This window comes from Klebsiella sp. 4_1_44FAA, assembly GCF_000238715.1.
Classification (GTDB): domain Bacteria; phylum Pseudomonadota; class Gammaproteobacteria; order Enterobacterales; family Enterobacteriaceae; genus Klebsiella; species Klebsiella pneumoniae.
The window spans coordinates 1-17672 of the sequence record NZ_JH414808.1; the positions used below are offsets into that span (position 1 = coordinate 1).

At 55.9% G+C, this 17672-nt stretch carries 17 protein-coding genes, 2 tRNA genes and 1 rRNA gene; 13 read left to right on the top strand and 7 right to left on the bottom strand.

Annotated elements, in window-relative coordinates; genetic code table 11:
- The first annotated feature begins 115 nt into the window (after positions 1 to 115).
- The 3 genes from rrf to HMPREF1024_RS02605 all read left to right on the top strand — a co-directional run bounded on the left by rrf (position 116) and on the right by HMPREF1024_RS02605 (position 494).
- Positions 116 to 231 (top strand): 5S ribosomal RNA (gene rrf, locus HMPREF1024_RS02615).
- A 57-nt stretch (positions 232 to 288) separates the two neighbouring features.
- Positions 289 to 365: transfer RNA gene (locus tag HMPREF1024_RS02610), tRNA-Asp, on the top strand.
- A 53-nt stretch (positions 366 to 418) separates the two neighbouring features.
- Positions 419 to 494, top strand: a tRNA-Trp gene (locus HMPREF1024_RS02605).
- A gap of 109 nt (positions 495 to 603) precedes the next feature.
- On the opposite strand, the gene hdfR is transcribed toward HMPREF1024_RS02605, so the two are convergent.
- Positions 604 to 1425 carry an HTH-type transcriptional regulator HdfR gene (gene hdfR / locus HMPREF1024_RS02600; protein ID WP_004181639.1) on the bottom strand — a complete coding sequence of 274 codons (822 nt, stop codon included), beginning with the start codon at positions 1423 to 1425 and terminating at the stop codon, positions 604 to 606.
- A 118-nt stretch (positions 1426 to 1543) separates the two neighbouring features.
- On the opposite strand from hdfR, the gene HMPREF1024_RS02595 reads away from it, so the two are divergent.
- Complete coding sequence (locus HMPREF1024_RS02595; protein WP_004146520.1) at positions 1544 to 1882, top strand: DUF413 domain-containing protein; 339 nt, start codon at positions 1544 to 1546, stop codon at positions 1880 to 1882.
- Between the two features lie 25 nt (positions 1883 to 1907).
- Here HMPREF1024_RS02595 and HMPREF1024_RS02590 read toward each other — a convergent pair whose 3' ends face one another.
- Positions 1908 to 3428, bottom strand: coding sequence for a YifB family Mg chelatase-like AAA ATPase (locus HMPREF1024_RS02590; RefSeq protein WP_009309739.1), 1521 nt, complete (start codon positions 3426 to 3428; stop codon positions 1908 to 1910).
- A gap of 354 nt (positions 3429 to 3782) precedes the next feature.
- Between HMPREF1024_RS02590 and ilvL the strand changes: the two genes are divergently transcribed.
- The 7 genes from ilvL to ilvA all read left to right on the top strand — a co-directional run bounded on the left by ilvL (position 3783) and on the right by ilvA (position 10326).
- On the top strand, positions 3783 to 3881 hold the full coding sequence (ilvL, locus tag HMPREF1024_RS29450; RefSeq protein ID WP_001311244.1) for an ilv operon leader peptide: 99 nt from the start codon (positions 3783 to 3785) through the stop codon (positions 3879 to 3881).
- An 87-nt stretch (positions 3882 to 3968) separates the two neighbouring features.
- Complete coding sequence (ilvX, locus tag HMPREF1024_RS32195) at positions 3969 to 4019, top strand: peptide IlvX (protein ID WP_175426296.1); 51 nt, start codon at positions 3969 to 3971, stop codon at positions 4017 to 4019.
- A 2-nt stretch (positions 4020 to 4021) separates the two neighbouring features.
- Positions 4022 to 5668, top strand: a complete 1647-nt coding sequence (ilvG, locus tag HMPREF1024_RS02585) for an acetolactate synthase 2 catalytic subunit (RefSeq protein ID WP_002883142.1) — start codon at positions 4022 to 4024, stop codon at positions 5666 to 5668.
- On the top strand, positions 5665 to 5922 hold the full coding sequence (gene ilvM / locus HMPREF1024_RS02580) for an acetolactate synthase 2 small subunit (protein ID WP_002883170.1): 258 nt from the start codon (positions 5665 to 5667) through the stop codon (positions 5920 to 5922). Before ilvG ends, ilvM begins: the two co-directional genes overlap by 4 nt.
- Before the next feature lie 16 nt (positions 5923 to 5938).
- A complete protein-coding gene (ilvE, locus tag HMPREF1024_RS02575; RefSeq protein ID WP_002883171.1) occupies positions 5939 to 6868 on the top strand; it encodes a branched-chain-amino-acid transaminase in 930 nt (309 codons plus the stop codon).
- Between the two features lie 60 nt (positions 6869 to 6928).
- Positions 6929 to 8779, top strand: a complete 1851-nt coding sequence (gene ilvD / locus HMPREF1024_RS02570; RefSeq protein ID WP_002883173.1) for a dihydroxy-acid dehydratase — start codon at positions 6929 to 6931, stop codon at positions 8777 to 8779.
- A 2-nt stretch (positions 8780 to 8781) separates the two neighbouring features.
- The gene (gene ilvA, locus HMPREF1024_RS02565) at positions 8782 to 10326 is read left to right on the top strand and encodes a threonine ammonia-lyase, biosynthetic (RefSeq protein ID WP_002883174.1); all 1545 of its coding nucleotides are present in this window, start codon (positions 8782 to 8784) and stop codon (positions 10324 to 10326) included.
- On the opposite strand, the gene ilvY is transcribed toward ilvA, so the two are convergent.
- Complete coding sequence (ilvY, locus tag HMPREF1024_RS02560; protein WP_002883176.1) at positions 10323 to 11213, bottom strand: HTH-type transcriptional activator IlvY; 891 nt, start codon at positions 11211 to 11213, stop codon at positions 10323 to 10325. The two genes, ilvA and ilvY, sit on opposite strands and share 4 nt — an antisense overlap.
- Before the next feature lie 152 nt (positions 11214 to 11365).
- On the opposite strand from ilvY, the gene ilvC reads away from it, so the two are divergent.
- The gene (gene ilvC / locus HMPREF1024_RS02555) at positions 11366 to 12841 is read left to right on the top strand and encodes a ketol-acid reductoisomerase (protein WP_002883178.1); all 1476 of its coding nucleotides are present in this window, start codon (positions 11366 to 11368) and stop codon (positions 12839 to 12841) included.
- Between the two features lie 203 nt (positions 12842 to 13044).
- Here the strand turns inward: ilvC and ppiC (HMPREF1024_RS02550) are convergent, their stop codons facing one another.
- A complete protein-coding gene (gene ppiC, locus HMPREF1024_RS02550; protein ID WP_002883180.1) occupies positions 13045 to 13326 on the bottom strand; it encodes a peptidylprolyl isomerase PpiC in 282 nt (93 codons plus the stop codon).
- Between the two features lie 51 nt (positions 13327 to 13377).
- Positions 13378 to 13659 (bottom strand): peptidylprolyl isomerase PpiC, encoded by a 282-nt coding sequence (gene ppiC / locus HMPREF1024_RS02545; RefSeq protein ID WP_002883181.1) that lies wholly within the window; start codon positions 13657 to 13659, stop codon positions 13378 to 13380.
- A gap of 112 nt (positions 13660 to 13771) precedes the next feature.
- Between ppiC (HMPREF1024_RS02545) and rep the strand changes: the two genes are divergently transcribed.
- Positions 13772 to 15793 carry a DNA helicase Rep gene (gene rep / locus HMPREF1024_RS02540; RefSeq protein WP_009309743.1) on the top strand — a complete coding sequence of 674 codons (2022 nt, stop codon included), beginning with the start codon at positions 13772 to 13774 and terminating at the stop codon, positions 15791 to 15793.
- Between the two features lie 4 nt (positions 15794 to 15797).
- Here the strand turns inward: rep and HMPREF1024_RS02535 are convergent, their stop codons facing one another.
- Positions 15798 to 16520, bottom strand: a complete 723-nt coding sequence (locus HMPREF1024_RS02535; RefSeq protein ID WP_002883185.1) for a DUF554 domain-containing protein — start codon at positions 16518 to 16520, stop codon at positions 15798 to 15800.
- A 62-nt stretch (positions 16521 to 16582) separates the two neighbouring features.
- On the bottom strand, positions 16583 to 17581 hold the full coding sequence (locus tag HMPREF1024_RS02530) for an amidohydrolase family protein (RefSeq protein WP_004181642.1): 999 nt from the start codon (positions 17579 to 17581) through the stop codon (positions 16583 to 16585).
- Positions 17582 to 17672 lie beyond the last annotated feature (91 nt).

Consider the following 17672-nt stretch of genomic DNA (forward strand, 5'->3'; position numbering starts at 1 on the left):
GCAAGGCGACAAGCGACGGAAAGGAAGGAGCATACTGAAGTATGTGACTGACTTTACGAGCGCAGGCAACGCAGCTGATGCGATAAAGAATTGCGTACTGAGCACAAAGAATTTGCCTGGCGGCACTAGCGCGGTGGTCCCACCTGACCCCATGCCGAACTCAGAAGTGAAACGCCGTAGCGCCGATGGTAGTGTGGGGTCTCCCCATGTGAGAGTAGGGAACTGCCAGGCATCAAATTGCAGTAAGCCGGGGTGACAACCGGTGGTAATAAAGCGAAGAAATTCGGTGGAGCGGTAGTTCAGTCGGTTAGAATACCTGCCTGTCACGCAGGGGGTCGCGGGTTCGAGTCCCGTCCGTTCCGCCACTTATTTAACATTAAGCCTGCTCAAATAGCAGGCTTAGTGGTAAGAAAATTTTAGGGGCGTAGTTCAATTGGTAGAGCACCGGTCTCCAAAACCGGGTGTTGGGAGTTCGAGTCTCTCCGCCCCTGCCATTTATAAGAATCCTTTGCTCAGGCAAAGGATTTTTTTTTATCTCTAATCTCCATTGGCAATATCCCCGACGAAAATACCTTGCTGATCTCCGTCCATGGAGAGTAGCGTTTATTCCAGAATAGGGTTTTTCAGGATCTCATGGATCTGCGCCTGCTTATCGCTATTTTGTAACCAGATCGCATAAAGTGGACGGGATAACGTAGCGCTGTCCATGACCGTATGTAACCCATGCTTCTCTTTCGCCCAGCGAACAGGTAGCCAACAGCAGCCGTTCAGGCGCGATAATTGCTGATAGATCAGTTCAGCTGAAGAGGTCGTGAGCAGCGGAACATCATCGCTTCCTATCAGTCCCACTTCGTTTTGCTGAAAATCAGGCCCCCATTCAAGGCGCAAGTAATTCAATTCATTTCTGTTTTTTGCAGGCGATGCGCAATACAGGGCAAGAGTAAAATTACCCAACAGCTGGCTGCTTAATTCATCCATCTTCGGCGATTCGGTGGTGATCAGCAGATCCAACTGGCGTTCGTGAAGCTGTTTAACCAACGACTGCCGCTGCGCGATACGGGCTTCAAACTGGAGATTGTAAGGTGCGCTGTAGAGGGTACCGAGCCAGCTGTTAAGCATACATTCCCACAGGGAGGCGCTGGCCCCAATGGAGAATTCATTATGTCGCGAAGAGTGTGCCACCTCCTTGCGCGCAGCCTGCCAGGTATTCATGAGCGTTTCGGCATAGGGGAGGAGCTTTTCGCCGGCGGTCGTCAGGCGGATGTTATTACGATGACGGGTGAACAGATTCACACCAAGTTGATTTTCCAGCTGACGAATACGAAAGCTGACTGCTGACTGTGTCAGGTAAAGCGCCTCTGCTGCTCGCCCAAAGTGACGAGTTCTACTCACTTCCAGGAAAGTCTTGAGCAATTCCGTATCCACACCGTTCTCCACAAAATTATTTGTCGTGATGATTTAAATGTTTTGTTTGACGCTCTGTCAAGCGTAACTAATACTCCGCGCCATAAATAGCTCGGCCAAAGAATCAGGAGCGTGTAGGATGGCGGAAAGCTTTACGACGACTAATCGTTTTTTCGACAATAAAAATTATCCACGCGGGTTCTCCCGTCACGGTGATTTCACCATCAAAGAGGCGCAACTGCTGGAACGTCATGGTTATGCCTTTAACGAACTGGAACTGGGTAAGCGCGAACCTGTTACCGAAGATGAAAAACAATTTGTCTCGGTGTGCCGTGGTGAACGTGAGCCGGTGACGGAAGCAGAACGCGTATGGATTAAGTATATGGCGCGTATCAAGCGGCCGAAGCGTTTCCATACTCTGTCCGGCGGCAAACCGCAGATGGAAGGCGCTGACGATTACACCGAAAGCGATGACTAAGAAAAAAGGGCGTAAGCCCTTTTTTTTACGCCATCATTTTCTGCAGATGGTTGAGCATCCGATCAATTGCCCGATAGCTGAGCGCCTCCTGCAAATGACAGCGTTCAATCTCTTCAACCTCTGCCAGATCGGCAATGGTTCTCGCAACCTTTAACAGACGCTGCCAGGCGCGAATAGAAAGCCCCAGCTGCGTTAGCGTCTGTTCCAGCCAGACAGCATCCTCCCGCCTTAAGCGGCAGCAGTTCTTCATTTCACGATTCTCAAGATGGGCATTGAGTTTATTTTGCCTGAGTATTTGTCGTTCACGCGCCGCCAGCACCCGCTGCCGGACCGTTGCGCTCGATTCTTCGCCCTGCGAGCCCTGACTCAGTATTCCTGGCGGCGGCAATGGGATCTCTAAGGAAAGATCGAAGCGGTCGAGGAAGGGGCCTGACAGGCGTCCAAGGTAGCGCAATGTCTGCTCCGGCGATGCACGATTATGTTTACCCTGATAATGTCCTGTCGGGCTTGGATTCATCGCTGCAATAAGCTGAAAGCGCGCCGGATAGTCAACTTTGGCGCGCGAGCGTGATATGTGGATCTTGCCTGACTCAATGGGTTCGCGTAGCGCATCCAGTACCCGCCGCTCAAACTCCGGCAGTTCATCAAGAAACAGCACGCCATTATGGGCCAGGGAAATCTCACCGGGGACCGGTATCGAGCCGCCGCCCACCATCGCTGCCAGCGAGGCGCTATGGTGGGGGGCGCGGAACGGCCTCTGACGCCACCGCGTCTTTGCGGTGTGGAGGTTGACCAGACTCTGTATGGCCGCGCTCTCCAGCGCTTCCTGATTGCTTAATGGCGGCAGGAGACCGGGGAGTCGGCTGGCTAGCATGGTTTTCCCGGTCCCGGGCGGGCCTATCAGGAGCAGGTTGTGACCACCGGCGGCCACAATCTCCAGCGCTCGTTTGCCCTGCTGCTGGCCGATAACATCGAGCAGATCTTCGTAGCGTTCATCCCGAGCAGGCGCCTCGGCGAGAGGCGGCGAAAGCGATGTCTGCCCCGCAAGAAATGCGCAAACCTCCTGCAGATGGTCGGCGACCAGACAATCGCTGCCGCCGATCAGGCCGACCTCCGCCGCATTGTCAGAGGAGACGACAATGCGCCGGCCGGCTTTGATGGCCTCCATTGCGCTGGGGATCGCCCCTGGAACGCCTCGTAACCCACCTGTAAGGGCGAGTTCGCCCACAAACTCATATTGATTCAGTCGCGTCGTGTTGAGCTGCTCTGAGGCAACGAGAAGCGCGAGAGCGATGGGCAGATCGTATCGTCCGCCTTCTTTGGGCAGATCCGCTGGCGCCAGGTTAATGGTTATCTTCTTCGCAGGAAAAGCGTAGCCGCTGTTGATCAGGGCGCTGCGGACCCGGTCGCGGGCCTCTTTCACGGTGGTTTCCGGCAGCCCGACCATAGTTAGACCAGGAAGACCGTTGCTGAGATGAACCTCAACGGTAATCAATGGCGCTTCGATACCGAGCGCCGCGCGAGTATAGACGATAGCGAGCGACATAAAACCTCCTGGACAGAGAAGAATTATGGTTGGCATGACGTAAAGCGAGAATGGAAAAAGTGCGAATTTAGAACTGCGTATCCATACTTTTCGCGGCATATCGTTACATTTAGCCGAAAATGGACGTTTGATCGCAAAACAGAGCTATGTTGGCAAAGAGGGCGCCGAAGAGCGCGGCAGGCGTGAGAAAACTGAATTTTTTTCATTTTTGTTTTTTTTCATATAAAACAATTATTTTTATTGAAACCGTTTGGCTGATCAGCAACGAAAATATAAAAAAATCTTGTGCTTTATGTGATGTCTGTGGTAACTCTTTAGGTATTCCTTCGAACAAGAAGCCAGAAAGTATAGAAAATGACAGCCCTTCTACGAGTGATTAGCCTGGTCGTGATTAGCGTGGTGGTGATTATTATCCCACCGTGCGGGGCTGCACTTGGACGAGGAAAGGCTTAGAAATCAAGCCTTAACGAACTAAGACCCCCGCACCGAAAGGTCCGGGGGTTTTTTTATAACTGAAATAACCTAAGCGAGGAGCAGATGATGACTTTTAGCATAAAATTCTGTTTCTCCCGATTTATGACGGGGAACTAACTATGAATGGCGCGCAGTGGGTGGTACATGCTTTGCGGACACAGGGAGTCGACACAGTTTTTGGCTATCCGGGTGGCGCAATTATGCCGGTTTACGATGCACTGTATGACGGCGGCGTGGAGCACCTGCTGTGCCGGCATGAGCAAGGGGCAGCCATGGCGGCCATTGGTTATGCGCGAGCAACCGGTAAAACCGGGGTGTGTATCGCGACATCCGGCCCGGGCGCGACCAATCTGATCACCGGCCTGGCGGACGCCCTGCTTGACTCTATTCCCATCGTAGCCATCACCGGCCAGGTGGCCGCACCCTTCATCGGCACGGATGCGTTCCAGGAAGTAGACGTTCTCGGTTTGTCACTGGCCTGTACTAAGCACAGTTTCCTTGTGCAGTCTCTGGACGAACTGCCGCGGGTTATTGCTGAGGCTTTCCAGGTGGCAAACTCAGGCCGTCCAGGTCCGGTGCTGGTTGATATCCCTAAGGATATTCAGATGGCGCAGGGCGACCTCGATCCCCATTTCTCTACCGTCGCCGATGAGATGGCATTTCCGCAGGCGGAAGTGGCGCAGGCTCTGCAGATGCTGGCCCAATCGCAGCAACCGATGCTGTATGTTGGCGGCGGGGTCGGCATGGCGCAGGCGGTACCGGCTTTGCGCGAATTCCTGGCGGTGACCAGGATGCCGGCAACCTGCACCCTGAAAGGGCTGGGCGTGGTGGATGCTGATTATCCCTATTATCTCGGCATGCTGGGAATGCACGGCACTAAGGCGGCCAACCTGGCGGTACAGGAGTGCGATCTGCTGATCGCCGTCGGCGCGCGCTTTGACGATCGCGTGACCGGTAAGCTCAATACCTTCGCACCGCATGCCAAAGTGATCCACATGGACATCGATCCGGCGGAGCTGAACAAGCTGCGTCAGGCGCATATCGGTCTGACAGGCGATCTGAACTGCCTGCTGCCGGCGCTGCAGCAGCCGTTAGCTATCGATGGCTGGCGCGAGCGGAGTGCCGCACTGCGTGCCGAGCATGCCTGGCGTTACGATCATCCCGGTGAGGCAATCTACGCGCCGCTGCTGCTGAAGCAGCTTTCCGACCGCAAGCCGGCGGACAGCGTGGTGACCACCGACGTTGGCCAGCACCAGATGTGGTCGGCTCAGCATATGACCTATACCCGCCCGGAAAACTTTATCACCTCCAGTGGCTTAGGCACCATGGGCTTTGGCCTGCCGGCCGCCGTTGGCGCCCAGGTGGCGCGCCCTAACGATACGGTGATCTGTATCTCCGGTGACGGCTCCTTCATGATGAATGTACAGGAGCTGGGCACCGTTAAACGCAAGCAGTTACCGCTGAAGATCGTGTTACTCGACAACCAGCGGTTAGGGATGGTTCGACAATGGCAGCAGCTGTTTTTCCAGGAACGTTATAGCGAAACCACTCTGACTGATAACCCTGATTTCCTCACGCTGGCCAGCGCCTTCGGTATTCCTGGCCAACACATCACCCGTAAAGACCAGGTTGAAGCGGCACTCGACACCATGCTTTCGAGCCAGGGGCCATACCTGCTTCATGTCTCAATCGACGAACTTGAGAATGTCTGGCCGTTGGTGCCGCCCGGCGCCAGTAACTCTGAAATGCTGGAGAAATTATCATGATGCAACATCAGGTCGCTTTACAGGCACGTTTCAATCCGGAAACCTTAGAGCGCGTGCTGCGCGTTGTCCGCCACCGGGGTTTCCACATCTGCGCAATGAACATGGAAACCGCGCCGGACGCACAGAACATAAATATCGAATTGACCGTTGCCAGCCCGCGGCCCGTCGAATTACTGTTTAGTCAATTAAGCAAACTGGTCGACGTTGCCTGCGTCGAGATCCAGCAACCCACATCACAACAAATCCGCGCCTGAGCGCAAAGGAAGAAAAATGACGACGAAAAAAGCTGATTACATTTGGTTCAATGGCGAGATGGTTCCGTGGGGCGAAGCGAAAGTTCATGTGATGTCCCATGCGCTGCACTACGGTACCTCGGTATTCGAGGGGATCCGTTGCTACGACTCGCACAAAGGCCCGGTGGTGTTCCGTCATCGCGAACATATGCAGCGTCTGCATGATTCAGCCAAAATTTATCGTTTCCCGGTCTCCCAGAGCGTCGACGAACTGATGGAAGCCTGCCGCGAAGTCATTCGAACCAATAATCTGACCAGCGCTTATATCCGTCCGCTGGTGTTTGTTGGCGATGTCGGCATGGGGGTAAACCCGCCTCCGGGTTACAACACTGACGTGATCATCGCGGCGTTCCCATGGGGAGCCTACCTCGGCGCAGAAGCGCTTGAGCAGGGGATCGATGCAATGGTCTCTTCCTGGAACCGCGCGGCGCCGAACACCATCCCAACCGCGGCGAAAGCGGGCGGCAACTACCTCTCCTCTCTGCTGGTTGGCAGCGAAGCGCGTCGTCACGGTTATCAGGAAGGTATCGCCCTCGATGTTAACGGTTATATCTCCGAAGGTGCAGGCGAAAACCTGTTTGAGGTAAAAGATGGCGTGCTGTTTACTCCGCCGTTCACCTCTTCCGCGCTGCCGGGCATTACCCGCGACGCGATCATCAAACTGGCGAAAGATCTTGGTATCGAAGTCCGCGAGCAGGTGTTGTCCCGTGAATCCCTGTATCTGGCGGATGAAGTCTTCATGTCCGGCACCGCGGCGGAAATCACCCCGGTACGCAGCGTGGACGGCATCCAGGTCGGCGCAGGCCGTCGCGGTCCGGTAACCAAACGCATTCAGGAAGCCTTCTTTGGCCTCTTCACCGGTGAAACAGAAGATAAATGGGGCTGGTTGGATCCGGTAAGTAAGTAATTAAAAATGGGACGGCACGCACCGTCCCATTTAATAAACACAGATGGGAGTAAAAAGAGCATGCCTAAGTACCGTTCCGCCACCACCACACATGGCCGCAATATGGCGGGCGCCCGCGCGTTGTGGCGCGCAACCGGAATGACCGATGCCGATTTCGGCAAACCGATTATCGCCGTTGTTAACTCCTTTACCCAGTTTGTCCCCGGGCACGTGCACCTGCGCGATCTCGGCAAACTGGTTGCCGAGCAGATTGAAGCCGCCGGTGGCGTGGCCAAAGAATTCAACACCATCGCAGTGGATGATGGGATCGCTATGGGCCACGGGGGTATGCTCTATTCACTGCCATCCCGCGAGCTGATCGCCGACTCGGTGGAGTATATGGTTAACGCCCACTGCGCTGATGCCATGGTTTGTATCTCCAACTGCGACAAAATCACCCCGGGGATGCTGATGGCCTCCCTGCGCCTGAATATTCCGGTGATCTTTGTTTCCGGCGGCCCGATGGAAGCCGGGAAGACCAAGCTGTCAGATAAAATCATCAAGCTTGACCTGGTGGATGCGATGATTCAGGGGGCGGATCCGAAAGTGTCCGACGAGCAGAGTAATCAGGTGGAACGCTCCGCCTGCCCGACCTGCGGCTCCTGTTCCGGGATGTTCACGGCGAACTCCATGAACTGCCTGACCGAAGCGCTGGGCCTGTCACAGCCGGGCAACGGCTCTCTGCTGGCGACCCACGCCGATCGTAAGGAGCTGTTCCTAAACGCCGGGAAACGTATCGTGGAGCTGACCAAACGCTATTACGAGCAGGATGACGCTTCCGCGCTGCCGCGCAATATCGCCAGCAAGGCGGCCTTTGAGAACGCTATGACGCTGGATATCGCCATGGGCGGCTCCACCAATACCGTTCTGCACCTGCTGGCGGCGGCGCAGGAAGCTGAAATCGACTTCACCATGAGCGATATCGATAAGCTCTCCCGCAAAGTGCCGCAGCTGTGTAAGGTGGCGCCGAGCACGCAGAAATACCATATGGAAGATGTGCATCGCGCCGGCGGCGTGCTGGGCATTCTGGGCGAGCTGGACCGCGCCGGGCTGCTGAATCGCGAGGTCAAAAACGTCCTTGGCCTGACGCTGCCGCAGACCCTGGAACAGTACGATGTGATGGTGACCCAGGACGACGCGGTGAAAAAAATGTTCCGCGCCGGCCCGGCGGGCATCCGTACCACCCAGGCGTTCTCGCAAGACTGCCGCTGGGATACCCTGGATGACGATCGCGCCGAAGGCTGTATCCGTTCTCTGGAACACGCTTACAGCAAGGACGGCGGCCTGGCGGTGCTGTACGGCAATTTCGCAGAAAACGGTTGTATCGTGAAAACCGCCGGCGTGGACGACAGCATCCTGAAATTTACCGGTCCGGCGAAAGTATATGAGAGCCAGGACGATGCGGTTGAGGCCATCCTCGGCGGTAAAGTCGTGGAAGGCGACGTCGTGGTGATCCGCTACGAAGGGCCGAAAGGCGGGCCGGGGATGCAGGAAATGCTTTACCCCACCAGCTTCCTGAAGTCGATGGGGCTGGGCAAAGCGTGCGCGCTGATCACCGATGGCCGTTTCTCCGGCGGCACCTCAGGGCTCTCTATCGGTCACGTCTCTCCGGAAGCGGCGAGCGGCGGCAACATTGCGCTCATTGAAGATGGCGACATGATCGCGATTGATATTCCGAACCGCAGCATCCAGCTGCAGCTGAGCGATGCGGAAATTGCGGCGCGTCGTGAAGCCCAGGAGGCGCGTGGCGACCAGGCGTGGACGCCGAAGAATCGCCAGCGTCAGGTCTCCTTTGCCCTTCGCGCCTACGCCAGCCTGGCGACCAGCGCCGACAAAGGCGCGGTACGCGATAAATCCAAGCTGGGTGGCTAATCATGGCGGATTCACAACCCTTGTCCGGCGCCCCTGAGGGCGCCGAGTACCTGCGAGCAGTGCTGCGCGCGCCGGTTTATGAAGCGGTGCAGAAAACGCCGCTGCAAAAAATGGATAAGCTCTCGTCGCGGCTGGATAACGTTATTCTGGTGAAGCGTGAAGATCGCCAGCCGGTACACAGCTTTAAGCTGCGCGGCGCTTACGCGATGATGTCCAGCCTGACTGCCGAACAGAAATCCCACGGGGTGATCACCGCTTCGGCGGGCAACCATGCCCAGGGCGTGGCGTTTTCCGCATCGCGGCTGGGCGTTAAGGCGCTGATCGTGATGCCGGTAGCGACCGCCGATATCAAAGTCGATGCCGTTCGCGGCTTTGGCGGCGAAGTTCTGCTGCACGGCGCCAACTTTGACGAAGCGAAGGCGAGAGCGATTGAGCTGGCGCAACAGCAGGGTTTTACCTGGGTGCCGCCGTTCGATCACCCGATGGTCATCGCCGGACAGGGAACCCTGGCGCTGGAGCTGCTGCAGCAGGATGCCCATATTGACCGCGTATTCGTCCCGGTGGGCGGCGGCGGTCTGGCAGCGGGCGTGGCGGTGCTGATCAAGCAGCTGATGCCGCAGATCAAAGTGATCGCGGTGGAGGCGGAAGATTCTGCTTGCCTGAAGGCGGCGCTGGACGCAGGCCATCCGGTGGATCTGCCGCGCGTCGGCTTGTTTGCCGAAGGCGTGGCGGTCAAACGCATCGGCGATGAAACGTTCCGTTTATGCCAGGAGTATCTGGACGATATCATCACCGTCGATAGCGATGCTATCTGTGCGGCGATGAAAGATCTGTTCGAAGATGTGCGGGCGGTGGCGGAGCCTTCCGGCGCGCTGGCGCTGGCGGGGATGAAAAAGTATATCGCCCAGCATAACATCCGCGGCGAGCGACTGGCTCATATTCTGTCCGGGGCCAACGTCAACTTCCATGGCCTGCGCTACGTGTCCGAGCGCTGCGAGCTCGGGGAACAGCGGGAAGCGCTGCTGGCGGTGACGATCCCGGAAGAGAAAGGTAGCTTTTTGAAGTTTTGCCAGCTACTGGGGGGCCGCTCAGTGACGGAGTTCAACTACCGCTTTGCCGATGCCAAAGACGCCTGTATTTTTGTCGGGGTACGCCTGAGTCGTGGCCTGGAAGAGCGCAAAGAGATCCTCCAGTTACTGAACGACGGCGGCTACAGCGTGGTGGATCTCTCTGATGATGAGATGGCTAAGCTGCATGTGCGCTATATGGTCGGCGGCCGGCCGTCAAAAGCGCTGCAGGAGCGGCTGTTCAGCTTCGAGTTTCCGGAATCGCCGGGGGCGCTGCTGAAATTCCTGCATACCCTTGGCACCCACTGGAATATTTCACTGTTCCACTACCGCAGCCACGGCACTGACTATGGTCGGGTACTGGCGGCCTTCGAGTTGGGCGAGCACGAGCCGGACTTTGAAACTCGTCTCAATGAGCTGGGCTATGAGTGCCACGACGAAACGCATAACCCGGCATTCCGCTTTTTCCTCGCGGGTTAGTGGTTGGGAAGAATTTTCCAGAAAGCATCAATAAGCGGCTCATGCAGCCGCTTTTTTTGTGCGCAAACACCCAGCTCAAACGGCGTTTGCTCATCGCTGCGCTCCAGGATCATCACCCTGTTGCGTACCGGCTCCGGACTGTTCTCCAGCACCACTTCCGGCAGCAGCGCCACGCCGCATCCCAGGGCGACCATCGACACCATCGCTTCGTGCCCGCCGACGGTGGCGTAGATCGACGGATTGCTGATTTTATGCCGCCGAAACCACAGCTCGATGCGCCGACGTACCGGCCCCTGGTCGGCCATGATAAAGGGCACTGTCGACCAGTCGGGGCGCTCGACGGTCACCTGGTTGCGCACCGGGCAGGGAAGGGCCGGGGCAATTAACACCACGGCGAGGTTCTCCAGCATCGAAAACGCCACCGACCCTGGCAGAGTCTCCGGCTTACCGGCAATCGCCAGGTCGGCTTCGCCGGTGACGACCTTCTCCATAGCGTCGGCGGCGTCGCCGGTCGAGAGCTTGATCTCCACCGAGGGGTGCGCGGCGCGAAAGCGGTCGAGGATCGGCGGCAGATGGCTATAGGCGGCGGTGACAGAGCAGAAGATGTGCAGCTCGCCGGAGAGCGAAGGGCCCTGCTGATCGATGACGTGACGAAGCTGCTGGTACTGCAATAAAGTTTGCTGGGCAAAGGTACGTAACTCTTCCCCGGCTTCGGTAAGGGTCACCGTGCGATTATCTCGCACGAACAGCGGCTGGCCGAGGTCCTCTTCCAGGCGTTGGATCTGGCGCGAAAGCGTCGACGGGCTGACGTGCATGGCCCGCGCGCTGCGGCCAAAATGGCGGCTTTCCGCCAGATGCAGAAAGGTTTTCAGATCGCGTAAATCCACGGCGCGTACTCCCCGGTTTTGTATTTCATAAAATGCAACGTGACGTTGTGAATATATCAATTTCCGCAATAAAATTCCTGTCATATAGTAAGTTCATTCTCGCAAAAGCGAACCGAACAATAAGCACGACACAACATCACGGAGTTACAGACATGGCTAACTACTTTAATACACTGAACCTGCGCCAGCAGCTGGCACAGCTGGGCAAATGCCGCTTTATGGCGCGCGACGAATTCGCCGATGGCGCAAGCTACCTTCAGGGTAAAAAAGTGGTCATCGTCGGCTGCGGCGCACAGGGCCTGAACCAGGGTCTGAACATGCGTGACTCCGGCCTGGATATCTCCTATGCGCTGCGTAAAGAAGCGATCGCTGAGAAGCGCGCCTCCTGGCGTAAAGCGACTGAAAACGGCTTCAAAGTCGGCACTTATGAAGAGCTGATCCCGCAGGCCGACCTGGTGGTTAACCTGACGCCGGACAAACAGCACTCAGACGTTGTGCGCTCCGTACAGCCGCTGATGAAAGACGGCGCAGCGCTGGGTTACTCCCACGGCTTCAACATCGTGGAAGTGGGCGAGCAGATCCGTAAAGACATCACCGTGGTGATGGTGGCGCCGAAGTGCCCGGGCACCGAAGTGCGTGAAGAGTACAAACGCGGTTTCGGCGTACCGACGCTTATCGCGGTACACCCGGAAAACGACCCGAAAGGCGAAGGCATGGCCATTGCCAAAGCGTGGGCGGCGGCGACAGGCGGCCACCGCGCGGGCGTGCTGGAATCTTCCTTCGTGGCGGAAGTGAAATCTGACCTGATGGGCGAGCAAACTATCCTTTGCGGCATGCTGCAGGCGGGTTCTCTGCTGTGCTTCGACAAGCTGGTGGCGGAAGGTACCGATCCGGCGTATGCAGAAAAACTGATTCAGTTCGGCTGGGAAACCATCACCGAAGCGCTGAAGCAGGGCGGCATCACCCTGATGATGGATCGCCTCTCCAACCCGGCGAAACTGCGCGCTTATGCGCTGTCCGAGCAGCTGAAAGAGATCATGGCGCCGCTGTTCCAGAAACACATGGACGACATCATCTCCGGCGAATTCTCCTCCGGTATGATGGCGGACTGGGCGAATGATGATAAGAAACTGCTGACCTGGCGTGAAGAGACCGGCAAAACCGCCTTCGAAACCGCGCCGCAATATGAAGGCAAAATCGGCGAGCAGGAGTACTTCGATAAAGGCGTTCTGATGATCGCGATGGTGAAAGCGGGCGTTGAGCTGGCCTTCGAAACCATGGTGGCCTCCGGCATCATCGAAGAGTCTGCTTACTACGAATCACTGCATGAGCTGCCGCTTATCGCCAACACCATCGCCCGTAAGCGTCTGTATGAGATGAACGTGGTTATTTCCGATACCGCTGAATATGGTAACTACCTGTTCTCTTACGCTTGCGTACCGCTGCTGAAAGAGTTCATGACCACCCTGCAGACCGGCGACCTGGGCACAGCGATTGCCGAAGGCGCGGTAGATAACGCGCAGCTGCGCGATGTGAACGAAGCGATTCGCAGCCACGCTATCGAGCAGGTTGGTAAGAAACTGCGCGGTTATATGACCGATATGAAGCGTATCGCGGTAGCCGGCTAATTCCTCGTCGTCTTTCGACTTGCCGATGCGTTGGCTACGGTACGTACACCCCAGTCACATAGTAATCTTTGTTGCTGGGGATGTACTTCCTTGCCGCCTTCCGGCAAGCCGAAATCCATAGAGGCATGGATTTGTTTAGTAGGCCTGATAAGCGAAGCGCCATCAGGCAAAAACCCGGAGATTAAGATCCCCGGGTTTTTTTATTATTTCCGGTACAGCACTTTGATGATGTGGTAGCCGAACTGGGTATGCAGCGGGCCGGTTGGCTCCAGTTCAGGGCAGGAGAAGACCACTTTATCGAAGGCCGGTACCATCTGGCCCTGGCGGAACTCACCCAGATCGCCGCCGCGTTTGCCTGACGGACAAATGGAGTGTTTCTTTGCCAGCTTGCCGAAATCGGCGCCGTTTTTGAGCTGCTCGAGCAGATCGAGCGCCAGTTTCTCTTCTTTTACCAGGATATGCAGTGCTGCCGCGGTTTTAGCCATGATTGCGCCTTGAGTGAGTTGGGATAAATCAGGGCGCCATAGTATCACGCGCTAGCGGCGATACAGCACCTTGATGATGTGGTAGCCGAATTTGGTTTTCACCGGGCCATAGGGTTTGAGCAGCGGACAGCTGAAGACGGCTTGATCAAACGGACCGACCATCGCGCCTTGCTGAAACTCGCCTAAGTCGCCGCCGTTGCGGCCAGACGGACATTTAGAATAGCGTTTCGCCAGATGATCGAAGCTGACGCCCCGCTCCAGTTTGGCGAGGATCTCCAGCGCCAGTTTCTCTTCTTTGACCAGGATATGCAGGGCCGCTGCGCTTTTTGCCATGACATCATTCTCAGGATGGTTTGTGTGGCTGACACTTTACCATCAGTCAGTAAATCTCGGCTCCGCTTTCTGCTACAATCCCCACCCCGTTCGAAGATTGAGCAAGACTCCCATGCGTTTAAACCCTGGCCAACAACAAGCCGTCGAATTCGTCACCGGACCGTGCCTGGTGCTGGCGGGCGCCGGTTCCGGTAAGACCCGCGTTATTACGAATAAAATCGCCCACCTGATCCGCGGCTGCGGCTATCAGGCGCGCCATATCGCGGCCGTGACCTTTACCAACAAAGCCGCGCGCGAGATGAAAGAGCGCGTTGGGCAAACGCTGGGGCGCAAAGAGGCGCGTGGCCTGATGATTTCCACCTTCCACACTTTGGGGCTGGATATCATTAAGCGCGAATACGCTGCGCTGGGTATGAAGTCTAACTTTTCCTTATTCGACGATACCGATCAGGTGGCGCTGCTTAAGGAACTGACCGAAGGGTTGATCGAAGATGACAAAGTGGTGCTTCAGCAGCTGATCTCGACGATCTCCAACTGGAAAAACGATCTAAAAACCCCGGCGCAGGCCGCCGCTGGCGCGAAAGGCGAACGGGATCGTATTTTCGCCCACTGCTATGGGCTATACGACGCGCACATGAAGGCCTGCAATGTCCTCGATTTTGACGATCTGATCCTGCTGCCAACGCTGCTGCTGCAGCGCAACAAGGAGGTGCGCGAGCGCTGGCAAAATAAGATCCGCTACCTGCTGGTAGATGAGTATCAGGATACCAATACCAGCCAGTATGAGCTGGTGAAACTGCTGGTGGGTCAGCGGGCGCGCTTTACCGTGGTGGGCGATGACGACCAGTCGATCTACTCCTGGCGCGGCGCGCGGCCGCAGAACCTGGTGCTGCTCAGCCAGGACTTCCCGGCGCTGCAGGTGATCAAGCTTGAGCAGAACTACCGCTCATCCGGGCGTATTCTGAAAGCCGCCAACATTTTGATCGCCAATAACCCTCACGTCTTTGAAAAGCGGCTGTTCTCCGAACTGGGATATGGCGCGGAGCTGAAAGTGCTCTCCGCCAACAATGAAGATCATGAAGCGGAGCGCGTGGCCGGGGAGCTGATCGCCCACCACTTCATTAATAAAACCAATTACAAAGACTACGCGATCCTTTATCGCGGCAATCACCAGTCGCGGGTCTTTGAAAAGATGCTGATGCAGAACCGCATCCCGTACAAAATCTCCGGCGGCACGTCGTTCTTTTCGCGTCCGGAAATTAAAGATCTGCTGGCCTATCTGCGCGTGCTGACCAACCCGGACGACGACAGCGCCTTCCTGCGTATCGTCAACACGCCGAAGCGCGAGATCGGCCCGGCGACGCTGCAAAAGCTCGGTGAGTGGGCGATGGGCCGCAACAAAGGATTGTTCACCGCCAGCTTTGATATGGGTCTCAGCCAGACGCTGACCGGGCGCGGCTATGAATCCCTCACCCGCTTCACCCACTGGCTACGCGAGATCCAGCAGCTGGCCGAACGCGAGCCGGTCAACGCCGTGCGCGATTTGATTCGCGGGATCGACTACGAATCCTGGCTGTATGAAACCTCGCCCAGCCCGAAAGCCGCGGAAATGCGCATGAAAAACGTCAACCAGCTGTTTACCTGGATGACCGAGATGCTGGAAGGCAGCGAAATCGATGAGCCGATGACCCTGACCCAGGTGGTCACCCGCTTTACCCTGCGCGACATGATGGAGCGCGGCGAATCGGATGAAGAGCTGGATCAGGTGCAGCTGATGACTCTCCATGCGTCAAAGGGGCTGGAGTTCCCCTACGTCTATCTGGTGGGAATGGAAGAGGGATTGCTGCCGCACCAAAGCAGCATTGATGAAGATAACGTCGATGAAGAGCGCCGCCTGGCCTACGTTGGCATCACCCGTGCGCAGAAAGAGCTGACCTTTACGCTCTGTAAGGAGCGCCGGCAATATGGCGAGCTGGTGCGTCCTGAACCGAGTCGTTTTCTGCTGGAGCTCCCTCAGGACGACCTTATCTGGGAGCAGGCACGCAAAACCATTACGCCTGAAGAGCGGATGCAAAAAGGCCAGGCCAACGTCGCTAATATTCGGGCGATGCTGGCAAAGGCGAAAAAAGCTTAGCGTCTCAGGCGATAAACTGCTGCCAGGCGGCGGAGAAGGGCATCACCAGTATTAGCGAGGGCAGCATATTGGCGGTAGGGAAGGCACGGATCCCGCACAGACGGAAACCGGTCGCCAGCATAATGATGCCGCCGCAGGCGGTGAAGTCGGCGATCATCGACGGATTGATTAACGCCATGATAAAGGTTGCCGCGAAAAACAGGATAACGAAAACAATTAGCTGGGGAATAAAGATCACGGTGATGATATACCCCAGCGTGGAGGCGAAAATCGCGGCAGTAAAAAAGTCGAGGATCGACTTGGTCAGCAGAATGGTCGGGTCGCCGGTCATCCCTTCGGTTAAGGCGCCGAAGATGCCGGTACCGCTGGCGCAGAACAGGATCAGCACGGCGATAAACTGATTCATAAAATCTTCCGCACCGACGCTGGCGCTGGACTGCGCCGGAAAGATACGTTCAATGGGGCTGCGCAGCGTTGTTCCGGCTCGTTCAATCCATTTTTCAATATTCAACAAGCCGCCGATAATCGTGCCGACAATAATAGCCAGGGCAATCGGCGGCAGGTTATGTAATTTATTGACAAAGAATATGCCCATACTGATTGAGATCAGTCCGGCGATCAACGGTAAGGTTTTTTTGAAATGTTCCGGAATAAAACGATTCAGTGAAGCGCCCGCCAGCGCACCAACGAGAAGCGAGCCGCTACAGACAAATATACCTATAGCCATAATTTATTTTCCCTAATAAAAATCAGGGCCTGAATATACAGGCCCTGAAATATTTAAATTAATTATTTAATGTTAAATACGCGGCTGGCATTACCCCAGGCGATTTTCTCTTTCAGGCCTGCTTCAAGTTCTAAAGGATCAAACCAGTCGCAGGCCTGATGAATATCTTCATACGGATAATCGACAGAGAACATCACGCGATCGGCGCCCATGACTTCAATAGCATTATTCAGTGAATGGGTATTGAAATGGCCGCTGGTGGTAACGATGAAGTTATTCTGCAGGTAGTGCATTAACGGTTTTTCCGCTTTACCCAGACCGCAGCCGAAACGCTGACGATAGAGACGATGTTGAGTGCGCGGCAGCATATGTACCAGCCCTTCGCCGAGGTGACCCAGCACCAGATTGAGGTTAGGATAACGATCGAACAGACCGCTCATCATCAGACGAATAGCATGCACTGCCGTTTCCTGAGCGAAGCCCCAGGCAGAGCCGATCAGGCTTTCGTAACCGGTATAGATGCCGCGCGCCGGGCCTTCCAGCGGTTCACGAGGATGCAGATAAACAGGCACGTTCAGCTCGTTGACCTTATCCCAGAATACCAGCATGGATTCGTCATCAAGATACAGGCCATGCTCGCTATCTTTAACGTTGGTGTAGCCGTTGATCAGCGCACCTTTCATGCCTAACTTTTTCACGGCGCGCTCCAGCTCTTCCGCCGCGGCTTCCGGGTTCTGCAATGCCAGGGTGGCGAAGGCGCTGAATTTGTCCGGATTTGGCTTAACATAATTCTCAACGATAAAATCGTTGGTATCGCGGGCAAAAGAGACGGCTTTGGCTTTATCTAAAATAGACTGGGCGCCAGGTGAAGTCAGAGAAAGAATTACATGATCAATATGACGCTGCGCCATTTCTTCCAGCTGAATGCTGCGATCCAGCAGGCGGCGTTCAACATCTTTCATATATTCTGTGCCGTTACGACCTGCTTCACCAGATGAATCCCACAGACGGTTATTTTCAGGAGTGGATACGTGTTCTTCTAAAGCAATTTTTCCGCGCATGATATTTTCCTTGCGATATGAGTCAGTGTGGCTTGATGCGAGGAGAATAAAAGCTTTCACGTATTACCAGCAATAAACCAAACGTAATAGG